This window comes from Arthrobacter sp. Soil736 (assembly GCF_001428005.1).
Lineage (GTDB): Bacteria > Actinomycetota > Actinomycetes > Actinomycetales > Micrococcaceae > Arthrobacter.
On record NZ_LMSB01000029.1, the window covers coordinates 24164 to 43246 of the forward strand.

At 64.4% G+C, this 19083-nt stretch carries 15 protein-coding genes; 5 read left to right on the forward strand and 10 right to left on the reverse strand.

Translation table 11 applies throughout. From position 1 onward, the window contains the following. Positions 1-92: 92 nt before the first annotated feature. The 8 genes from ASG92_RS16070 to ASG92_RS16110 form a co-directional block, all read right to left on the reverse strand. On the reverse strand, positions 93-1403 hold the full coding sequence (locus ASG92_RS16070) for an ISL3 family transposase (protein ID WP_240987160.1): 1311 nt from the start codon (positions 1401-1403) through the stop codon (positions 93-95). A gap of 948 nt (positions 1404-2351) precedes the next feature. Further along, positions 2352-3329, reverse strand: a complete 978-nt coding sequence (locus ASG92_RS16080; RefSeq protein WP_056630271.1) for a sugar kinase — start codon at positions 3327-3329, stop codon at positions 2352-2354. A 140-nt stretch (positions 3330-3469) separates the two neighbouring features. Next, positions 3470-4108 (reverse strand): bifunctional 4-hydroxy-2-oxoglutarate aldolase/2-dehydro-3-deoxy-phosphogluconate aldolase, encoded by a 639-nt coding sequence (eda, locus tag ASG92_RS16085; RefSeq protein WP_056630276.1) that lies wholly within the window; start codon positions 4106-4108, stop codon positions 3470-3472. 141 nt (positions 4109-4249) lie between these two features. After that, positions 4250-5089 (reverse strand): 5-dehydro-4-deoxy-D-glucuronate isomerase, encoded by an 840-nt coding sequence (kduI, locus tag ASG92_RS16090; RefSeq protein ID WP_056630280.1) that lies wholly within the window; start codon positions 5087-5089, stop codon positions 4250-4252. A 46-nt stretch (positions 5090-5135) separates the two neighbouring features. After that, complete coding sequence (kduD, locus tag ASG92_RS16095) at positions 5136-5900, reverse strand: 2-dehydro-3-deoxy-D-gluconate 5-dehydrogenase KduD (protein WP_056630281.1); 765 nt, start codon at positions 5898-5900, stop codon at positions 5136-5138. Between the two features lie 178 nt (positions 5901-6078). Further along, complete coding sequence (locus ASG92_RS16100) at positions 6079-7137, reverse strand: glycoside hydrolase family 88 protein (RefSeq protein WP_200951992.1); 1059 nt, start codon at positions 7135-7137, stop codon at positions 6079-6081. 318 nt (positions 7138-7455) lie between these two features. Next, positions 7456-8841 carry an MFS transporter gene (locus tag ASG92_RS16105; RefSeq protein WP_056630288.1) on the reverse strand — a complete coding sequence of 462 codons (1386 nt, stop codon included), beginning with the start codon at positions 8839-8841 and terminating at the stop codon, positions 7456-7458. Positions 8842-9479: 638 nt separating this feature from the next. Then, the gene (locus ASG92_RS16110) at positions 9480-10652 is read right to left on the reverse strand and encodes a LacI family DNA-binding transcriptional regulator (RefSeq protein WP_346762997.1); all 1173 of its coding nucleotides are present in this window, start codon (positions 10650-10652) and stop codon (positions 9480-9482) included. 17 nt (positions 10653-10669) lie between these two features. Here ASG92_RS16110 and ASG92_RS27460 point away from each other — a divergent pair, with 17 nt between their 5' ends. The 5 genes from ASG92_RS27460 (at position 10670) to ASG92_RS16130 (ending at position 16299) form a co-directional block, all read left to right on the forward strand. After that, entirely contained in the window at positions 10670-10915 is a 246-nt protein-coding gene (locus ASG92_RS27460) for an ATP-binding cassette domain-containing protein (RefSeq protein WP_200951993.1), read from the forward strand. Positions 10916-11096: 181 nt separating this feature from the next. Then, positions 11097-11441 (forward strand): L-rhamnose mutarotase, encoded by a 345-nt coding sequence (locus tag ASG92_RS16115; protein WP_056630296.1) that lies wholly within the window; start codon positions 11097-11099, stop codon positions 11439-11441. A 64-nt stretch (positions 11442-11505) separates the two neighbouring features. After that, positions 11506-12684 (forward strand): L-rhamnose isomerase, encoded by a 1179-nt coding sequence (rhaI, locus tag ASG92_RS16120; RefSeq protein ID WP_056630297.1) that lies wholly within the window; start codon positions 11506-11508, stop codon positions 12682-12684. Between the two features lie 4 nt (positions 12685-12688). Beyond that, complete coding sequence (locus tag ASG92_RS16125) at positions 12689-14737, forward strand: bifunctional rhamnulose-1-phosphate aldolase/short-chain dehydrogenase (protein ID WP_056630300.1); 2049 nt, start codon at positions 12689-12691, stop codon at positions 14735-14737. Continuing rightward, on the forward strand, positions 14734-16299 hold the full coding sequence (locus ASG92_RS16130; RefSeq protein ID WP_056630303.1) for a rhamnulokinase family protein: 1566 nt from the start codon (positions 14734-14736) through the stop codon (positions 16297-16299). The genes ASG92_RS16125 and ASG92_RS16130 overlap by 4 nt, the downstream gene beginning before the upstream one ends. A 1483-nt stretch (positions 16300-17782) precedes the next feature. Here the strand turns inward: ASG92_RS16130 and ASG92_RS16140 are convergent. Then, a complete protein-coding gene (locus tag ASG92_RS16140) occupies positions 17783-18367 on the reverse strand; it encodes a hypothetical protein (RefSeq protein WP_056630309.1) in 585 nt (194 codons plus the stop codon). A gap of 58 nt (positions 18368-18425) precedes the next feature. After that, positions 18426-19004, reverse strand: a complete 579-nt coding sequence (locus ASG92_RS27475) for an ROK family protein (RefSeq protein ID WP_082579546.1) — start codon at positions 19002-19004, stop codon at positions 18426-18428. Positions 19005-19083 lie beyond the last annotated feature (79 nt).

Consider the following 19083-nt stretch of genomic DNA (forward strand, 5'->3'; position numbering starts at 1 on the left):
CTGGCTCATAATCAGCGTAATTAATAAGACGACATGCATGAGCTCCACTTGCCAGATCGCCAGCCTATGCGAAGGTTAGTGGCCCTTCGCATTTAGGCATGGTTTGTCTGTCTGATCCGGTAGGGGCGGTGGCCGCCGGCGGCGAGTAGGCATCTGATTCTGTAGTTGGTGAGGTTGGGGAAGCCGCGGGCGATTCTACGGGTGGTTTCGATGACGCCGTTGATCGCTTCGGTGGGGCCGTTGGAGGCGCCGTGGGTGTCGAAGTAGGCGAGGATCGCGCTCTTCCATTGTTTGAGTGTCCGGCCGAGCCGGGCGACTTCCGGGATGGGGCAGGCCGGGAACGATGCAATCACCTCGTTGACGAGTTCCCTGCCCCGTTCCGGCCTGGCGTGATAGATCGCCCGGAGCTTCTGGTAGCAGTGCCAGGCCAAGGTGACTTCGTGGTCCGGGTCCCCGGCGGCGAGTTTCGCATCGAGGCGTGCGGCCTGTTTGTCGCTGAGGTGTTCGGCGCCGATCTGCAGGGTCCTGCGGATGCCGTAGAGCGGATTTCCCTTGCGGCCCCGGTGGCCCAGGGTGTCCTGCTGGACCCTGCGGCGGACTTCATCGACCATGGCTGAGCCGAGCTTCACGACGTGGAACGCGTCCAGGACAGTGATGGCTTCGGGCAGTTCGTCGCGGATCGCGTTGGCGTAGCCGCGGAACGGATCCAGGGCCGCTGTCTTGATCCCGGCGGTGAACCCGGCGCCGCGGTCTTTGAGCCAGTCGGCGTAGGCCTTCCCGGACCGCCCAGGAACCAAGTCCAACAACCGCGCATGCACCATCCCGTGGGCGTCACGGGTGTGGTCCACGATCCCGGTGACCATGCCGGATCCCGGCGGGCCCGTGTGTGACCAGACATGCTCGTCGACGCCGAGCGCGTTCACGCCGGCCAGCCGGTCCGTGATGCCGATGCGCCTGGTGGCCTCCGCCTTGATGGCGTCCCAGGCAGTGTGCCAGGAGACGCCGAGCTGGTGTGCCAGGGCTGAGACCGAGGTGTCGAAACGCTGCCGCGCGTCGGTCGCCCATGCCACTGCCCGGGCCGTGAGTTTCGCCCGCGGCCCTGCCAGCGGGTGTTCCTCGGTGAAGGTGTTCCCCGGACAGCCTGGGTCCGGGCAGCGCCAGACGCGCTTGGCCCACAGCAGCCGCACCGGCCTGCCGAAACAGGGAATGTCATGAAGCCGGACCTGGCGGCGTCCGTGGCCGACCGCGATGACGCCGCAGTCCGGGCAGCCGCTGAGGGTTTCGCCAGTTTCGACTCGCAGAACCAGGCCGTTCGCGGTTGCCGTGACGGAGCTGATGTGGATGCCCTCGACACCGAGCAGAGCATCCGCGCGCGTGCACCAGCGGCCACCGGAACAAGACATAGAGTTTTCGCGTCAGGGTCTCTTTTGGAATTGGTTTGCTTGGTCGCTACCAATTCAAAGAGGCCCTGACCTCTTTCCCCCCGCACCACGCCGCACCGCACCGGACTACGCCGCGCGGCGGTAGTCTCAGCCAGCCCTAACCATGCTCATCTGCGAAGGGCCTGTTTAACACGGGCGGCGGACCGACAATCACGGTGCCGCCTTCTTCGACGGTGCGTTCCCCTAGCTCGCCACAGTGTGGAGACGGCATGTTCGGGAGATCCGGCCTTGACCTGCAGACGTTTGCTCCATTCCTCGGCTGCGGAGCGTTCTGCCCGGCATTGATCAAGCCGGCCTTCGCGAAATGGTTGCGCAGTGTCAGGGTAATATTGCGATTCACCGTAAGGTCTATGACCAGTCCCTGCTTGCGCCGGCCTTCCGGAAGGAACCCCATGCCGGCGTTGATCGCTGCCTGGGGATCCCGCCTTTGAGGGGCCTGTGGTCGAACGAAATCTCACCGGAATCGTAGGGGTCGATGCCAAAGATCGCGCGGGCAACCTCAGTACGGCCGGCCCCGACGAGACCGGCACGTGCCACGATCTCCCCGGGCCCGCTCCTCGAAGCTGATATCCCGGAAAACTCCGTCCCTGCTACGGCCCCGAACACTCAGAACCGGCTGGCCGATTTCCGCCGGCGCCTTGGGAAACAGTTCAGCGATATCGCGCCCAACCTTTTCACCTACGATCTGCTCAACCGTCACGTCCGCGGTGACGTGGGTGGATACGTAGGTTCTGTCGCGCATGACGGTGATTGATCCGGTCACAGAGGGCGAACACTTTCCTCGAAACGGTGGGAAATGAAGAGAATGCCCGTACCTTGATTGCGCAGCCCTCGCGCCACCGCGAACAGCTGGTCTACTTCCACTCCGCTGAGGGCGGCGGTCGCCTCATCCATGACGGCGGGGATGTTTTAGCGGGAGACGGGGTCGCTGGGGTCCAGCAGGTGCAGTTCTGCTCTGCGCGGCATGCCTTCCCAGTCACCGGGAACCAGGCAAGCGAAGGCGCCGACCTGGTTGGCTGTCAGGAGCCGCTGGTCGATGTCCGATTTGCGGAGCATCTCGGAGAGGTAGCCGCCGACGAAGGCATCTCCGGCCCCGACCGTGTCCACCACGCGCACGGGCACCGCTTCCCTGGCGTATTCGTTGCCGTCGATCAGTGCCAGACATCCCTGAGCACCGCGTTTGAGGATGACCTGGGTGGGTCCAAGGGCGGCGATGCGGCTAGCCAGTTCCCCAGGCCCGGGAGCGGGCCCGACAGCGATGGCGGCTTCGTCGTCGCCGGCGAAGACGATGTCTGCTTTGGCCATGATCTGCCGGAATTGACGCCCTGCTGCCTCTTGGGGCCAGAGGGCGGCACGGTAGTTAAGGTCGAAGGACACCAGTACCCCTGCGGCCCTGGCGCAGTCGATGGCTTGCTGTGTCGCCAGGGCCGCCGAGCTCGAAAGTGCAGGGGTGATCCCGGTGACGTGGAGCAGACGTGCGCGCGCTATGAGGTCGGCGGGGATGTCGTCTGGGTGCAGACGGGACCCGGCGCTGCCCGAGCGGTAGTACCAGACCTTTACAGCGTCGGCGGTGCGGCGTTCTTTGATCATCAACCCCGTAGGGGCAGCATCGTCGCGAATGGGGGCAACGGTGATCCCTTCTGCCCTGAGTTCGCGTACGACCAGGTCTCCTAGGCTGTCGTTGCCGACGCGTCCGAGCCAGGTGACGGAGGTGCCCAAGCGCTGCAGAGCCACAGCCACATTGCTCTCTGCTCCTCCGATTCCCAGGCTCAAGCCGGGGACGTGGGCCAGCGGGCCCGGCGTGTCAGCTTTGAACAAGGCCATGGTCTCCCCGAAGGTGACGACGTCGGTGGCCTGACTCTGTCCGGGTTCGATTTGGGCGCTCATGCTGATCCCTTTATTGCCGTGGCTTCTGTCGACAGGGCACTGACTCGTCTGACTAACATGGTGGCTCCTCAGGTCGGGAAGGGTCCCCGGATGGGATTGTGATGCGTAGGGCTGGGCCGTCCGGGGCCGGACCGCGCGCGTCAGGCGAGTGCGCCCTGTCTTGCCAAGGCCACGCCCTCCGCGGCGATTCTGGTGATCTGTGCAAAGTCACCGGCTCGGACCAGGTCCTTGGACACCATCCAGGAACCGCCCACCGCCGCCACCGCGGGAATTGCGAGGTACTCGTGGAGGTTCTTCGGACCGACGCCGCCGGTGGGGACGAAGCGAACACCGGCGAACGGCTCGGTGAGCGCCGCGATCGCGGCAGCGCCGCCGGAAGTGCCCGCCGGGAAGAACTTAACTGTGGTCAGGCCCAGCTCCAGTGCCGCCTGGATCTCGGTGGCGGTCACGGCCCCGGGCAGCACGAGCACGCCGTGCTCCTGGCACCGCTCCACTACCGCCCGGCTCAGGCCGGGCGAAACGATATAGGACGCGCCGGCGTCGACCGCTTGGTCGACCTGCTGGCTGGTTAGCACCGTACCCGCTCCCACGAGCATGTCCCCGCGGTCAGCCATGACACGGATCGCGTCGGCTGCCGCCGCGGTTCGGAACGTCACCTCCGCGACGGGAAGGTTCCCAGCCACAAGGGCGGCAGCCAGGGGCTGGGCGTCGGCCGCGTCGTCGAGCACGACGACGGGGACGAGGCGCGATGCACAGAGGGTGGAAAGGGTGTCGCTCATCGGGATCTCCTTCGGATGGGTTGCAGGTACGTAGTCGTCACTCGCCCGTGTTGAGGCCACGGAGGCCGTCCCTTGAAGCGGCGGATGAGCGGGCCCACTCATGAGGGGCGCGGACCGCGGCATCGGTAGGCTCGCCTGAACTCAGCTCAGAGAGGTGACGGGAGCGGCGTCCATGTCGTCAAAGGACTGGTTCTCCCCCGCCATGGCCCAGACGAAGGAGTAGGCGGCGGTGCCGACGCCGGAGTGCACCGACCAGGACGGTGAGATGACCGCCTGCCGGTCGGCGATCACGAGGTGGCGCGTCTCGGTCGGCTGGCCCATAAGGTGGATCACCCGGGTGTCGTCCGGCACGTCGAAGTACAGGTAGCATTCGGTGCGCCGGTCGTGAGTGTGCGCTGGCATCGTGTTCCACATCGATCCTGGGTGAAGCTCGGTCACGCCCATGACGATCTGGCAGGACCGAACCCCTTTCTCGTGAATGTATTGATTCAGGGTCCGCCGGTTGCTGGTGAGCTGATCGCCCAGCTCGCGCACCGTGCCCTGCCCCTTGAGCACCAGCTGGGTTTCGTAGGTGGTGTGCGCCGGGGCGCTAAACAGGTAGAACTGTGCCCCCCCGGTTTCCTCGCCCGCGGGGGCGTCGGAGAAGACGATGTTCCGGGTGCCGCGGCCGATGTACAGGCACGCCCCGTTGGGGAGAGTGTACGTCTCGCCGTCCGCGGTGATCGTGCCGGTGCCGCCGACGTTGATGATTCCAACCTCGCGGTTGGTCAGGAAGTACTCCGCTCGAAGTTCGTCGAACGTCGGCAGTGGAAGCTGCTTGCCCGCGGGGACTGCGCCGCCGAGAACGATCCGGTCGTGGTGCGTGTAGACGACATTCACCTCGCCGGGGACAAACAGATCCTCGACCAAGAACCGCTCTCGCAGCTCATTGGTGTCGAAGGTCGGGAGCTGGTCCGGGCTGGTTGCGTAGCGCTGTTCCATAGTGATTTCTCCAGTTATAAAGGGGTTGATGTCTCTGCAGCGGCGGTCAGCGTACGAGCCAGCCGCCGTCGACCGGGATGATCGCGCCGTTCAAATAGTCGGACGCGGGCGAGGCCAGGAAGACGAACGCGCCGTGCAGATCGGCCGCAGTGCCCCATCGCCCGGCCGGGATCCGGTCCAGGATCGACTTCTCGCGCGCCTCGTCTGAACGGATCGGCGCCGTGTTGTCGGTGGCCATGTACCCCGGAGCGATCGCATTGACGTTTACTCCACGGGCGGCCAGCTCATTCGCAAACGACTTCGTGAGCCCCGCCACCGCGTGTTTGCTCGCCGCGTACCCAGGCACCAGGATTCCACCCTGGAAAGACAGCATCGAAGCGATGTTGATGATCTTCCCTCCGCCTTGGGCCACGTATCGCTTGGCTGCGGCCTGCGACAGGTGGAACACGGCGTCCAGATTGATCGCCAGCACGTCATCCCAGTCCGAAGAAGGGTGCTCCAGCAGCGGTGCCCGCCGGATGATCCCAGCATTGTTCACCAATATGTCGATCCGCCCGAGCGCCTCCACCACGGACTGGACAGACTCGTCCAGCTCCTGTGGGGTCGCCGCGCCCAGGTCCTGCTCGATCACGTGGACCCGGCGGCCGACAGCCTGGATCTTCTCGGCTGTTTCCTGGGCCCGGGCCCGGTTCAGCAGTGCGACGTCGGCTCCCGCCTCCGCCAGCGCCACCGCAGCGCCCTGCCCCAGGCCACGAGATGAACCCGTCACCAGGGCAACCTTCCCGTCCAGTCGGAACGAGTCGAGAACCATCAGTTTTCCTCCATCGATAAGAACGTTGTCTTGACTTTCGCGGGCACGGTGACCCGGACGGTCCCCGTGTGCCAGCGCACATGCGCGGCGAGCGCCTCGTCGTCAGCCACGAGCCGCGCGGGTCTCGCACCCCACGTAACCGCACCCAGGTCCAGGCAGTCTGCCGCCCAGCAGGGACTCAGTAGTAGGTTCGCAGATACTCTGCGAGGCACAGGATCGCCATGGCCTGCCCGTATGGCATCGGCGTGCGCGGGATGTCGCGATAGAAGTCCAGGTCCGAGCCCATCCCGGTGCCGAACGAGACTTGCTGCAGCTCGCCGTCGTCCGAGATGTTCGCGATGACAGCCCGGATTGCCTTCTCGGCCACCGCAGCGTACTTGGGGTCGAGGTATCCCTTGCGCACCGCCTTGAGGATTCCATAGGCGAACCCCGCCGTCGCTGAAGCTTCGAGGTATGAGGAGGGGTCGTTGAGAAGCGTGTGCCACAGTCCCGAGGTGTCCTGCATGTCAGCTAGGGCCGCGACCTGGGCGTCCAGGACCTCAATCAGGAACCGGCGCACCGGGTCGGACTTGGGCAGGTCCACGAGCTCTAGGAAGTCGGGGATCACCATTGTCAACCACGAGTTCCCGCGCGCCCAGCGGGCCTTGGCAAAGTTGTGGTTGCCGTCGAATGACCAGCCGTGAAACCACAGCCCCGTCTCACGGTCCATGAGGTACGCCACGTGGGTGAGGAACTGGAATGTTGCCTCGCTGACGTAGTGCTGTCGGTCGAGCAGCAGACCGATCTTGGTCAGCGGCAGGACAGTCATCATGAGGGTGTCGTCCCACAGCTGGTGGTGGTTCTCCTCGGCCAACGTGATGTGCTGCATGCCGCCATGAGGTGTGCGCGGCATCGCGCGCATAGCCCACTCGCCCCAAGAGTCGAGCCACGGCAGGAGTGTGCGATCGCCCGTCTCCTCGTAGCGGCAGGCAAGCGTCAGGAACGGCGCCATTGTGTTGACGTTCTTCGTGGTGCCCTCGGCTAGCCGCGCAGTGAACCAGGAGTCGATGATGTCGCGCATCGTCGACTCACCGGTCTGGTCGTAGTACTGCCACATCCCGTACAGACCGACGCCGTGAGTCCACTCCCAGCCCGCCCAGCCTTTAGTGTCGATTACTCGCCCGTCGTCGAGCCGAAGGAGAAATTGACCTGTCTCGTCCGTGATGTTGACTAGGTTGTCCGTTAATTGGCGGATCATTCCTTGGAGCTCCATGCGCGAGATGAACCGCTCCGGCGCCCGCAGTAGCGGGCTGTGCTTGACTGGCCACACTGCCTGTGACCGTTTCGTCGTTTCAGTCATCACTGTTCTCCGATTGTTCTGCCGTCGTCACCGTACGTCGCCGAAGGCGGATGAGGTCCAGAGCGGATCGACGTTGAACTATTGGGCGACGCTGGCTGTCTTCAATGCCCGCTCGGCGCCCCGGCCGCTTCGTGGTTTGTTCCGTCATGCGATGAGTCATCGAGGGACGCTTGACCCGGCGCGAGCTGCGACTTGCTCCCTCGATCATGGCCGAGCTCACGCGTGCTCGCTCGTGAGTGGTTGCGAACCGGCCTTAGGAGCTTCGAGGTCCTCGAGCGACTTGCCCTTAGTGTCGGAGGACAGCAGGGTAGCCAGCGCCGCGGCGAGGCAAATGCCCAACGTGATCAGCCCGATGACGACCGGGACGTTTGTCGACCCCGGGGGAGCGACCGCCGTGAAGATGCTCGGGAAGAACGACGCGATCATGAGGCCGACGTTCTGTGACACCGCGAACCCGGTCACGCGGATCCGCATAGGGAACTGCTCCTGGAAGAACGTGGCGAAAGTCGCGTTCCACATCTGGAAGAAGATCCCTTGCACGATCACGACGCACACGAAGACCAGAACCAGGCTCCTCTGGTCGATTGCCCACAGGTATCCACCCGCCAGCAGACCGCCGCCGATCCCGCCAGCCACCATGAGCGTCCGCCGGCCGATCCTGTCGGACAGCGCGCCGAACATCGGGATCGTCACTACTGCAGTCAAATTAGCCACGAGGGTCACCCAGAGGAACTCGCTGCTGGAATAGCCGATGCCGTAGCCCTTCTGCGTCGCGTAGGACACGCCAAAGATGAGGGTCGCCATGCCGATCACGTTGGTGAACGTCATGATGACACAACGGACCAAGACCCATGGGTGGGTGCGCAGGAGGTCGATGAGTGGGAACCGGCGCTTCGCCTTACCCGTTTCGGCCTGCGCCAGGTACGCCGGGGGCTCCTGCACTCGACGACGAATGATGTACCCGGCCAGGATCACGAAGGCGCTAAGCAGGAACGGGATGCGCCAGCCCCAGGTCTCGAACTGGTCCTTGGGGAGAAGAGCGGCGAGCGGAAGCAGGACACCGGTGGCCAGAATTGAGCCGACCTGCGTGCCCTGAAGGCTGAAGCTCGCGAAGAAGCCGCGCCTGGCGTCGGGGGAGTGCTCAACGATCATCGCGCTAGCACCGCCGAGCTCGCCCGCGACCGCGAACCCCTGGATCAGGCGGAGGATCACCAGAAGGACGGGGGCAAGGATGCCGACCTGTCCGTACGTGGGCAAGAGCCCGACCGCGAAGGTCGCGAAGCCCATTAGCAGCATCGCGAAGATGAGCACGTGCTTGCGGCCGTGCCTGTCACCGTACGCGCCCAGGACGATAGCGCCGACCGGACGAGAGACGTAGCCCACCGCGTAGGTCGCGAGCGAGGCGATGATCGCGACGGTCGGGTTCTCCGACGGGAAGAAGATGGCAGGGAAGATGAGTGCCGCGGCCAGCGAGTACAACGCGAAGTCGTAGTACTCAAGTGCGCTTCCGATCCAGCCGCTCATCGCGGCTTTCTTCGGGTCCCTCCGTCCGATGCTGGCTTCGAGGTTGGGGCGGATATCCCCGGGGGGCGTGATGCTCATCGCTGATTTCCTTCGTCGTCATTGGCAAGGGACCGGAACTGTTCCGTTCCGGGTGGTCTTTGTGATCGTGGTGTATGAGGGGCTGGCAAGCCCCGCCCGGGGGCCAACAAGATCTCATCAACCTGAATCGTTTCATCTCCTGAATCGTTTCACAATCATAGGGGGTGACGTGCATTACGTCAACGTCTCCACGAAAGCTCCAGGGTGACCTGCACGAGACCGTCCCGAGCGACCCGACATGGTCAGCCAAGTCGAAGGAACAGGTGCTGTCAGGTGAATGAAGGAGGCAGCGGCAAGGCGGTCCGTCCGCCTGCAGGTCGCCGGCTGTGGATCGCGGTGCACTTCTTCACAATCCCAATCGAGAGCGGCAGGCGCCGGTGGACATGCTGTGAATAGCCTCGGTCGAGGCTTTTCAGCCTCCTCGAAGTGTCGGCGCCCAGCCTCACGACGCGCTTCATAGAAGCGCCGTGCGTCTGCATCCTCGCCATCGAAGTTGATTCGATTAGCTCGCCGCCCCGACGTCGCACCAGGTCGCATGCAGCGGCGGGCAGCGCTGCCCAGACGATGCCCACGTAGGCCGGGACGGATGTTGCGCTCGTCGAGGATCGCGACTGGCCCTTTGTACCAGACGTTCAACTTCAGCCGGGACGGCGGCTGCTCTCCCGGACCACGAGTTCGGGGGTAAAGACAATCTGTTGGTGCTCGTGGCCGTGCGGGTTCTCGATCTCATCAAACAGCAGCCGGGCGGCCCGTTCTCCGATGAGTTGCCGCGGCTGCCCGATGGAGGACAGGGGAATGCTCGACTGCGTTGCGAAATCGATGTCGTCAAAACCCACGAGGGCAACATCATCCGGTACCCGAATGCCATTGGCGGTAAAGGACTGGAGGAGACCCAGGGCGAGTTGGTCATTAGCGGCGAACACGGCATCAGGTCGCCGCGATTGGCGAAGATCGCCGATGAGATCTCCAACATGCCGACCACGTTCAAACTTCAGGTTCGGAGTTTCAAACACCTGTAACTGGACCCCTGCGGCGGCGGCGGCGGCAAGGGCGCCGGCGTGACGGTCGGCCACCTGCTGGAGCGTGAAGGGACCCCCAACGAACGCCGGCCGTTCGGCTCCGCCCGCTATGAGGTGCTCAATAGCTGCCCGCCCGCCGGCCACGTCATCTACGGATACGGAGCAAAAATTCTCGGAGCCTGCCAGCCGGTCCACCAGGACTGACGGGATGCCCCGCGACTGCATGGCTTCCAGCCTCTGCAGAACATCTCCAACGGGGGTGATCAGTATGCCCTGCACGCGCTGCTCCTCGAACAGGTCCAGGTATGCCTGCTCCCGCCGCGCATCTTCGCTGCTGTTGGCCAAAATAAACGAGTGCTTGTGCTCCTCGGCGACATCCTCGGCACCCAGGGCGACATCGGTGAAGAAGGGGTTACGCACATCCAAAACCAGCATTCCCAGGCTACGACTCGACCCCGAACGCAAGGATCTGGCCGACTCATTGCGGACGAATCCCAGCTGGGCGATAGCCGCCTGTACCCGCTTTCGTTTCTCCGGTGTGACCTGCTCCGGCCGATTCAGCACATTGGATACCGTCCCCACCGAAACCTGCGCCAGCGCAGCCACGTCTTTCACACTAGGACCCATCGGTACTGAAGCCGTCCTTCTGAATCGAATCAAACCTATAGCAATGGTATCCTGCCGGTCACCCTTGGCGAGAGATTCGTTCCGTGAGCGCCGATCGTGCGGTCCTTGACATGCAACGGAAACGTACCCTACCGTGTGAGAAGGTTCACTATTGAATCGATTCATACAAGGGAGTAACGGCTATGGACGACATCTCAGGAGTCGCCCTCAACAGCAGACGAACGGCCGCCGACGGCGGAGTCCCCACGTCGGAGCTGCAGGACATCCATAAGTCTTTTGGTGCCGTCAAAGCGCAGCAGGGAGCACAGCTCAGGCTCCACCCCGGAGAGGTCACCGCGTTGGTCGGTGAGAACCGCGCGGGCAAGTCCACGATGGTCAGGACCCTCGCAGCACCAGGAGGACCGTGGCCACGTCCTCCTGGACGGTGAAAGAGTGTCCTTCCGGGACGCGCTCCACGGCCGTGAAGCGGGCATCGCGGTGATCTACCAGGAACCCACGATGTTCCCCGACCTGACCGTGGCCCAACTGGCGGCCGGTCCGGGCGGATGACGGCTAATCCACCCACCCGGAGCGGCAATCACGTTCCACTCAAATCCGAAGGAGATGGTCATGCGGGTGTGTTTCCGTTCCTCGATCCAGCCTGCGCTGCTGGAGGAGTACCGCCGGCGGCACGCGGCGGTGTGGCCGGAGATGCTGGCTGCCCTGAAGGAGGCCGGTTGGAACAACTACTCGCTGTACCTGGACAACGACGGACTGCTGATCGGCTACCTCGAATGCGACGACTTCGACGCCGCGCGGGCCCGGATGGCTCTCACAGACGTCAATGCCCGCTGGCAGGCGGAAATGGCCACGCTCTTCCAGAACAGCGACGTTCCGCCTGATGAAGGATTCCGGATTCTCGAGGAGGTCTTCAACCTCGACGAGCAGCTGGTCGCCGGCCAACAGCGACCCTGACCTGACACTGCCAACACTGACTCTGGCAAACCACTCACCGCCTATCACTGACGAAAGAAAAATCATGAACAACACAGCAACGGCTTTAAGCCGGCTTTCGGAGCTTGGCATTGAGGTTCCCTCGTGGGCTTACGGCAACTCGGGCACCCGTTTCAGGGTGTTCGGCACCCCGGGGACCCCGCGCACTGTCCAGGAAAAGCTCACGGACGCGGCCAAGGTCCACGAGCTCACGGGCCTGGCTCCCACGGTGGCGCTGCACATCCCGTGGGACAAGGTGGACGATTACGCCGCCCTGAAGGAATACGCGGCCGGCCTGGGCATGGGGCTGGGCACGATCAACTCCAACACCTTCCAGGACGACGAGTACAAGTTCGGCTCCCTGACATCCTCCATCGAATCAGTCCGCCGCCGGGCGATCGACCATCACTTCGAGTGCATCGACATCATGCACGCCACAGGGTCCAGGGACCTGAAGATCTGGCTGGCGGACGGCACCAACTACCCGGGCCAGGACGACATGCGCGGACGGCAGGACCGCCTGGCGGAATCGCTCCAGGAAATCTACGCCCGCCTCGGCGAGGACCAGCGCCTGGTGCTGGAGTACAAGTTCTTCGAACCGGCGTTCTACCACACCGATGTTCCGGACTGGGGCACGTCCTACGCCCAGACCCTGGCCCTGGGCGAGAAGGCGTTCGTCTGCCTGGACACCGGCCACCATGCTCCGGGCACCAACATCGAATTCATCGTCATGCAGCTCCTGCGCCTCGGCAAGCTCGGTTCTTTTGACTTCAACTCGCGCTTCTACGCCGACGATGACCTGATCGTCGGCGCGGCGGATCCCTTCCAGCTGTTCCGCATCATGCACGAGGTGATCCGCGGCGGCGGCTTCGGCAAGTCGTCGGGTAAAGAGTCCCGCGTCGCGCTGATGCTGGACCAGTGCCACAACCTGGAGGAGAAGATCCCGGGCCAGATCCGCTCGGTGCTCAACGTCCAGGAAATGACCGCCCGTGCACTGCTGATCGACACCGCGGCACTATCCGAGGCCCAGCGCGCCGGCGACGTCCTGGCCGCCAACGCCGTCTTCAACGACGCCTTCTACACCGACGTCCGGCCGATGCTGGCCCAATGGCGTGAATCCCGCGGCCTGCCCGCGGACCCGATGGCCGCGTTCAAGGCCAGCGGCTACCAGAAACAGATCAACGAGGACCGCGTGGGCGGCCAGCAAGCCGGATGGGGCGCCTAAACCAATGAGCACCAAGAACATCAACAAGACCGTTGAAGAGCTGATTTCCCGGTCCAACCGACTCGGTGCGGACAAGCGCAACACCAACTTCGCCGGCGGCAACACCTCCGCGAAGGGCACCGGGAAGGACCCGGTAACGGGCGACGACGTCCAGCTCCTTTGGGTGAAGGGTTCCGGCGGCGATCTGGGTACTTTGCAGGCGGAAAACCTCGCCGTGCTCCGCCTGGACCGGCTCCAGGCCCTGAAGAACGTCTACCCGGGCGTGGAGCGCGAGGACGAGATGGTCGCGGCCTTCGATTACTGCCTGCACGGCAAGGGCGGCGCCGCTCCCTCGATCGATACGGCCATGCACGGGCTGGTGGACGCCGCACATGTAGACCACCTGCACCCGGACTCCGGCATCGCGATCGCCACGGCAGCCGACGGCGAGGCGCTCACCACGAAGATCTTCGGCAACAAGGTGGTCTGGGTGCCGTGGCGCCGCCCGGGCTTCCAGCTGGGCCTGGACATCGCCGCGATCAAGGACGCCAATCCCCAGGCCGTCGGCACCATCCTGGGCGGGCACGGCATCACCGCCTGGGGCACCACCAGCGAAGAAGCGGAAGCCAACTCGCTGTGGATCATCGACCAGGCCGAAAAGTACATCGCCGCCAACGGCAAGAAAGAACCGTTCGGCCCCAAGCTCCCCGGCTACGCCCCGCTCCCGGAGGCCGAACGCCGGGCGAAGGCCGCCGCACTGGCGCCGGTGATCCGCGGTCTGGCGTCCACGGACAAACCGCAGCTGGGGCACTTCAGCGATGACGCCGTCGTCCTTGACTTCCTGGAAGCCGCCGAGCACCCGCGGCTGGGGGCGCTGGGGACCTCCTGCCCGGACCACTTCCTGCGCACCAAGGTCAAGCCGCTCATCCTGGACCTGCCCGCGGACGCGTCGGTCGAGGACTCGATCGCACGGCTGAAGGAACTCCACGCCGTATACCGGAAGGACTACCAGGCGTACTACGACCGCCACGCGGCACCGGAGAGCCCGGCGCTGCGCGGCGCGGACCCGGCGATCGTCCTGGTGCCCGGCGTGGGCATGTTCTCCTTCGGCGCGAACAAGCAGACCGCGCGCGTCGCGGGGGAGTTCTACCTCAACGCGATCAACGTGATGCGCGGCGCCGAGGCGATCTCCACGTACGCCCCGATCGAGGAATCCGAGAAGTTCCGGATCGAGTACTGGGCCCTGGAGGAGGCCAAGCTGGCCCGCCTGCCCAAGCCCAAGTCGCACGCGACCCGCATCGCGCTGGTCACCGGGGCGGCGTCGGGCATCGGCAAGGCCATCGCCACCCGGCTCGCCGCGGAAGGCGCCTGCGTGGTGATCGCGGACCTGAACCTGGAGAACGCCCAGGCGGTCGCCGCCGAACTCGGCGGCGCGGATGTCGCCGTCGGCGTCCAGGCCGACGTCACGGACGAAAAGCAGGTCGCGGCAGCGATCCAGGCGGCCGTGCTGGCGTTCGGCGGCGTGGACCTCGTGGTGAACAACGCCGGGCTCTCCATCTCCAAACCGCTCCTGGAAACCACCGAGAAGGACTGGGACCTGCAGCACAACGTGATGGCCAAGGGCTCCTTCCTGGTGGCCAAGGCCGCGGCGAGGGTCATGATCGACCAGGACATGGGCGGGGACATCGTCTACATCTCCTCGAAGAACTCGGTGTTCGCCGGCCCGAACAACATCGCCTACTCCGCCACCAAGGCCGACCAGGCCCACCAGGTCCGGCTCCTGGCCGCCGAGCTCGGCGAGTACGGGATCCGGGTCAACGGCATCAATCCCGACGGCGTGGTCCGCGGCTCCGGGATCTTCGCCGGCGGCTGGGGCGCTAAGCGCGCCGCAGTCTACGGCGTGGACGAACAGGAACTGGGCAAGTACTACGCCCAGCGCACGCTGCTCAAGCGCGAAGTCCTGCCCGAGCACGTGGCCAACGCGGCCGCCGTCCTCACCAGCGCAGAGCTGTCCCACACCACCGGACTGCACATCCCGGTCGACGCCGGCGTCGCCGCCGCCTTCCTGCGATGAACCAGGAAGACACCGCGCCCGCTTCACAGGCCGATGTCGACGGCGGCCTGTTCGCCGCTGTCGACATCGGTGCCTCCTCCGGACGGGTCATCCTCGGACGCATCAGCAACGCGCCTGCAGCCGGAGGCCCCGTCGACAGTGGCGCCTCCGTCACCGGCGGGATCCCGAAGGTCACCCTCGAGACGGTGCACCGCTTTCCGAACGGTGTGGTGGAGTTTGACGGTGGCCTCCGCTGGGACTTCGAAGCCCTCTTCGCCGAGGTGCTCACCGGCCTGGCCACCGCCGGACGAGTAGCGGCAGTGCGCGGGGAAACCATCATCAGCGTCGGTATCGACACCTGGGCCGTGGACTACGGCCTGCTCACCGCCGCCGGCCAACTCCCAGCACAGCCCTACAGCTACCGGGACGACCGCTCCAGAGCCGCGGTCGCCCGGGTCCACGAAAAGCTGGACCCGGCACGGCTCTACGCCACCACCGGGCTACAGTTCCTGCAGTTCAACACCCTCTACCAGCTCGCCACCGAATCCTGCCTGGACGGGCTGCAGGCCCTGCTCATCCCGGACCTGATCGCGTTCCTGCTCACCGGGCAGCGCCGCACCGAGGAAACGAACGCCTCCACCACCGGCCTCTTCGACGCCGTCACCGGCGAGTGGGCCACCGAATTCTTCACCGCCCTGGGACTGCCCACGGACCTGTTCCCGCCGCTTATCCGACCCGGCGAAACCTTCGGTACCCTGCTCCCCGGAATCGCCGACCATACAGGGCTGACCCCGGCAACCACGGTCGTCGCTGTCGGCTCACACGACACCGCCTCGGCCGTCGCCGCGGTGCCGGCGCGGACGGAGAACTTTGCTTATATCTCCTCCGGCACATGGTCCCTCGTGGGGCTGGAACTGCGCCATCCGGTGCTTACCGAGGCCAGCCGTGCCGCGAACTTCACCAACGAACGCGGCGTGGACGGCACCACCCGGTACTTGCGCAACGCCGGCGGCCTGTGGCTGCTCAGCGAATGCCAGCGCACCTGGGCCAGAAGCGGCTATGCGCCGTCACTGGCAAGCTTGCTTACAGCAGCGGCAGCACTACCTCAGGGCGGGCCCCGGATCAACGCCGATGACCCGGCCTTCATCGCCCCGGACAACATGCCCGAACGCATCCGCGCCGCAGTCCACACCGGCGGCGGCGCGCTGGAGGAACGGCCCGCGGCGGTCGTCCGCTGCATCCTTGACAGCCTCGCCACCGGCTACGCCCGCACCATCGCCGACGCCGAACGTCTCGCCGACGTTTCAGTAAACGTCGTGCACATCGTCGGCGGCGGCTCGCAGAACAGGCTGCTCTGCCAGCTCACCGCCAACGCCACCGGAAAACCTGTCATCGCCGGACCGGTCGAAGCCACTGCCCTCGGCAACATCATGGTCCAGGCTCGCGCGACAGGACGGATAATCGGCAAGCTCACAGACCTCCGGGACCTGGTTGCTGCAGGAACAGCGCTCGAGCGCTACGTGCCGGTGCTCGCTGGCGCAGATGAGAGCCCGCTGCTGCGCCCGGTCATTGCCGAATCCTGACCAAGAAACGAACACCATGAGAATCGCCCTCTCCTTCAGATGAGATTCGCCGGATACTACTGGTGGACGTGATTATTCGATTTCGCACTCATCCCCGGCCTTGACACGGCACAGAGCGTGGCAGACGAAGGAGATGAGAAGGCTCGATCCCGGCATTTAGAGTTGTCGCGGCTCCAGAAGCTGTCTCGCCACATCAGCGTCCGTTATCAGGACGTTGATCCATCCGCCGCCGACCGCGCCTCGGATAGCGTCCAGTTTGCGCATGCCTCCGGCGACGCCGGTGCGGCGGGGCACGGGATCATAGCTTCGGCATCGATGGAGATCATTCTCTCTTCGATGGCGGGCTTCATGGGCAGGCCGTCGATGTCGAAAAAACCAAACATATCTTTCCGACGGCGCCGGCTCGGGATAGTTCATGACCGGGTTCGGCGAAACAGTGCGAACCCTGGGGCTTTTCGACGACCGGGAGTGTGACGACCTCGTGGCGAACTACGGGGGCGATCGTCCAGGTCCAGATTGACGCGTGCGCTGCCGCTTGCTCCTAACCCGATGCCACCCCCTTCCAAGCTCGTGACGGGGGAATGCCGGAGCAAACGTGTCGACTATGTTGCCCAAACGGACCTGGTTGCGACAGCGTCAGCAGCTGGCCGAAAGCCTCGAAGGCAAGGGCGACCGCGAGGCGATCATTTCCCGATTTCTCGCAGACAAATACCAAGGCACACCGGCGACAGCGGCCGTAGCCCAAAAGCCCTCACTGGCCAAGACAGCCAAGATGGCCAAGCAGGGGGCAAGGGAAAGACACTAGAACGCGGCGGACTCGAGCGCTAGTCAGTTCATGAGCCATCGCCCTGGTCAGGATCGAAAGTCCTGAACCCACGTCCCGGTGTCACTCCCGAGTACCTTGCCATATTCTCAAGGTGGTTGAGTGTGTATAACTCGGTGCGGAACATCCGCTCCTCGAGCCGAGGCCTGAAATTGCCCATGCTGAACTCTGCCCAGCTCTCGATTTCCGGATCGATTCCAGCCCCGGTGAGATGAAGACCTGCTGGAACTGCGCATGCTCACGGCAGGCCCGGCCACCGGTCCGGTAGACTTCCCAATACAAGACCACCGGCTCGACGAGCCGTAACCACAGCAGCAGCGACGCTGCACCACAGATTTCCTTTTTCCGAGGGAAACAGAAAGAGCCGGCGCACCAGCGCCGGCTTTTTCGCCTTAACCACGTCCCGGGCGGATTCCAGTATTACCGTTTCCGCTGCGCTGCAACCAGTTGTCGGGCGTCCGCTGGCGCGGCCGGCTGTTGGGTCCAGGGCGCGCGCCGTCGCAGCGCTCCGGACGCCCTGGCCCTGTTGTGTCTACGACGATGCTCCTAAAGGCGTCAAATTGAACATCCGCTGATCAGAGCAGCGATGAGCGGAACTGCAAGGATACCGACTATGCCAACGATCTTGAATGTTTCCGCTCGCCCAAGGTAGGGAGGGTGTCACCACAAACTGAATGCGTCGTCGGCCTCCGGGTAGCCAAGTTCCTCCAAACAAGCCAGCACGGTGGCAGGCTCACGTGTCGAGAATGTCCACGGGGGACCGGCGGTGGGGATGACCCTTACACCCTCGTAGGGAGCAAACCATGTCCGGACATGTTGGATCTCGGCAACGTCTTCCCGTTGCAGAATCCACGGCCCAAAGAACCGCCCCAGCCCATACGCGAGGCTGAATTCCAGGGCTCCTGCGGTAGGGCTCAGCACTAGCATCCGCAACTGCGGAGAGACCATCAGGAACAGCTGCTGGCCGCCCCACATCTTGGATAGGATTCCGCCTTTCAGGGGTATGCTCCCGCCGCCCTCGAAATGCTCCTCCTCGAGAAACACTTCCGGCGGCGCTGGTTCTTTCCTGAGAGTGGTGATGGTCATGGCGACGCCAGCGAGGGCGACCATCACTCCAGAGATCATGAACTGGATAGGTGTGGGCGTGATGGCCGCGAAAAAGACGGCGGAGACCAGAAAAAAGAACTGGAAAGGTGTGATCCTGACCCGCGGGATCCGCCGAGATCGATGTTCCTTCGCATTCATGGAAGCCCCTGGCTACTGATGTTTAGCGGCAACGATAGAACGAAGGCCACACTTCTGCCTAGAACCCTGGGGATTGGCTAGTGTTGCGTGTCGTTGATTTATTTGCGTCTGGCCTGCGGGCAGAAGTGAGTCGACGACGGTGGCGGCCGTGTCGAGCGCCGCGATCCCGTGGGCGACCAGCCAATCGCCGCAGGATTCGCCGTCGCTGGCGACCAGATCGACCCCGTACGGGTTGGCGACCGCGCCATCCGCCAGCAGGTAGTTCGGCCACGGTCCGAAGATCAGCGTCCGCGTCGTTGATGACCTCGACAGTTCGATGAAGACGGTCTGTGAAGAGGGCTTGAATATCGAAGCCAACCCACGAAGGGTCCAGGTTTGCAGCTGAGCGGGCAACGCCGTGCTGGACGATCCCGGGGTAAGTAACCCCTACCGGCGCACCCACTGACTGCGCTTCAACTCGCTGCTCCAGTTCCCGGACTACCTCTGCGACAACGTCAGCGACGGCATGCGGCGTGCGCAGACTTGGGGTCGCGATGTGTACCCCATCTCCTTCCAGACGGCCAGTGGTGAGGTCAGTGATGCCGCCCTTAATGCCGGTTCCGCCGATGTCGATGCCGATCATGGAAAGTGAGGTCATGCCTGTGTTTGGTCCTCTGTTAGCTGTTTATGAATTTGCCGCGTCTGGCATCTGCGTGGCAGCGAACCGAGGCAGGCGG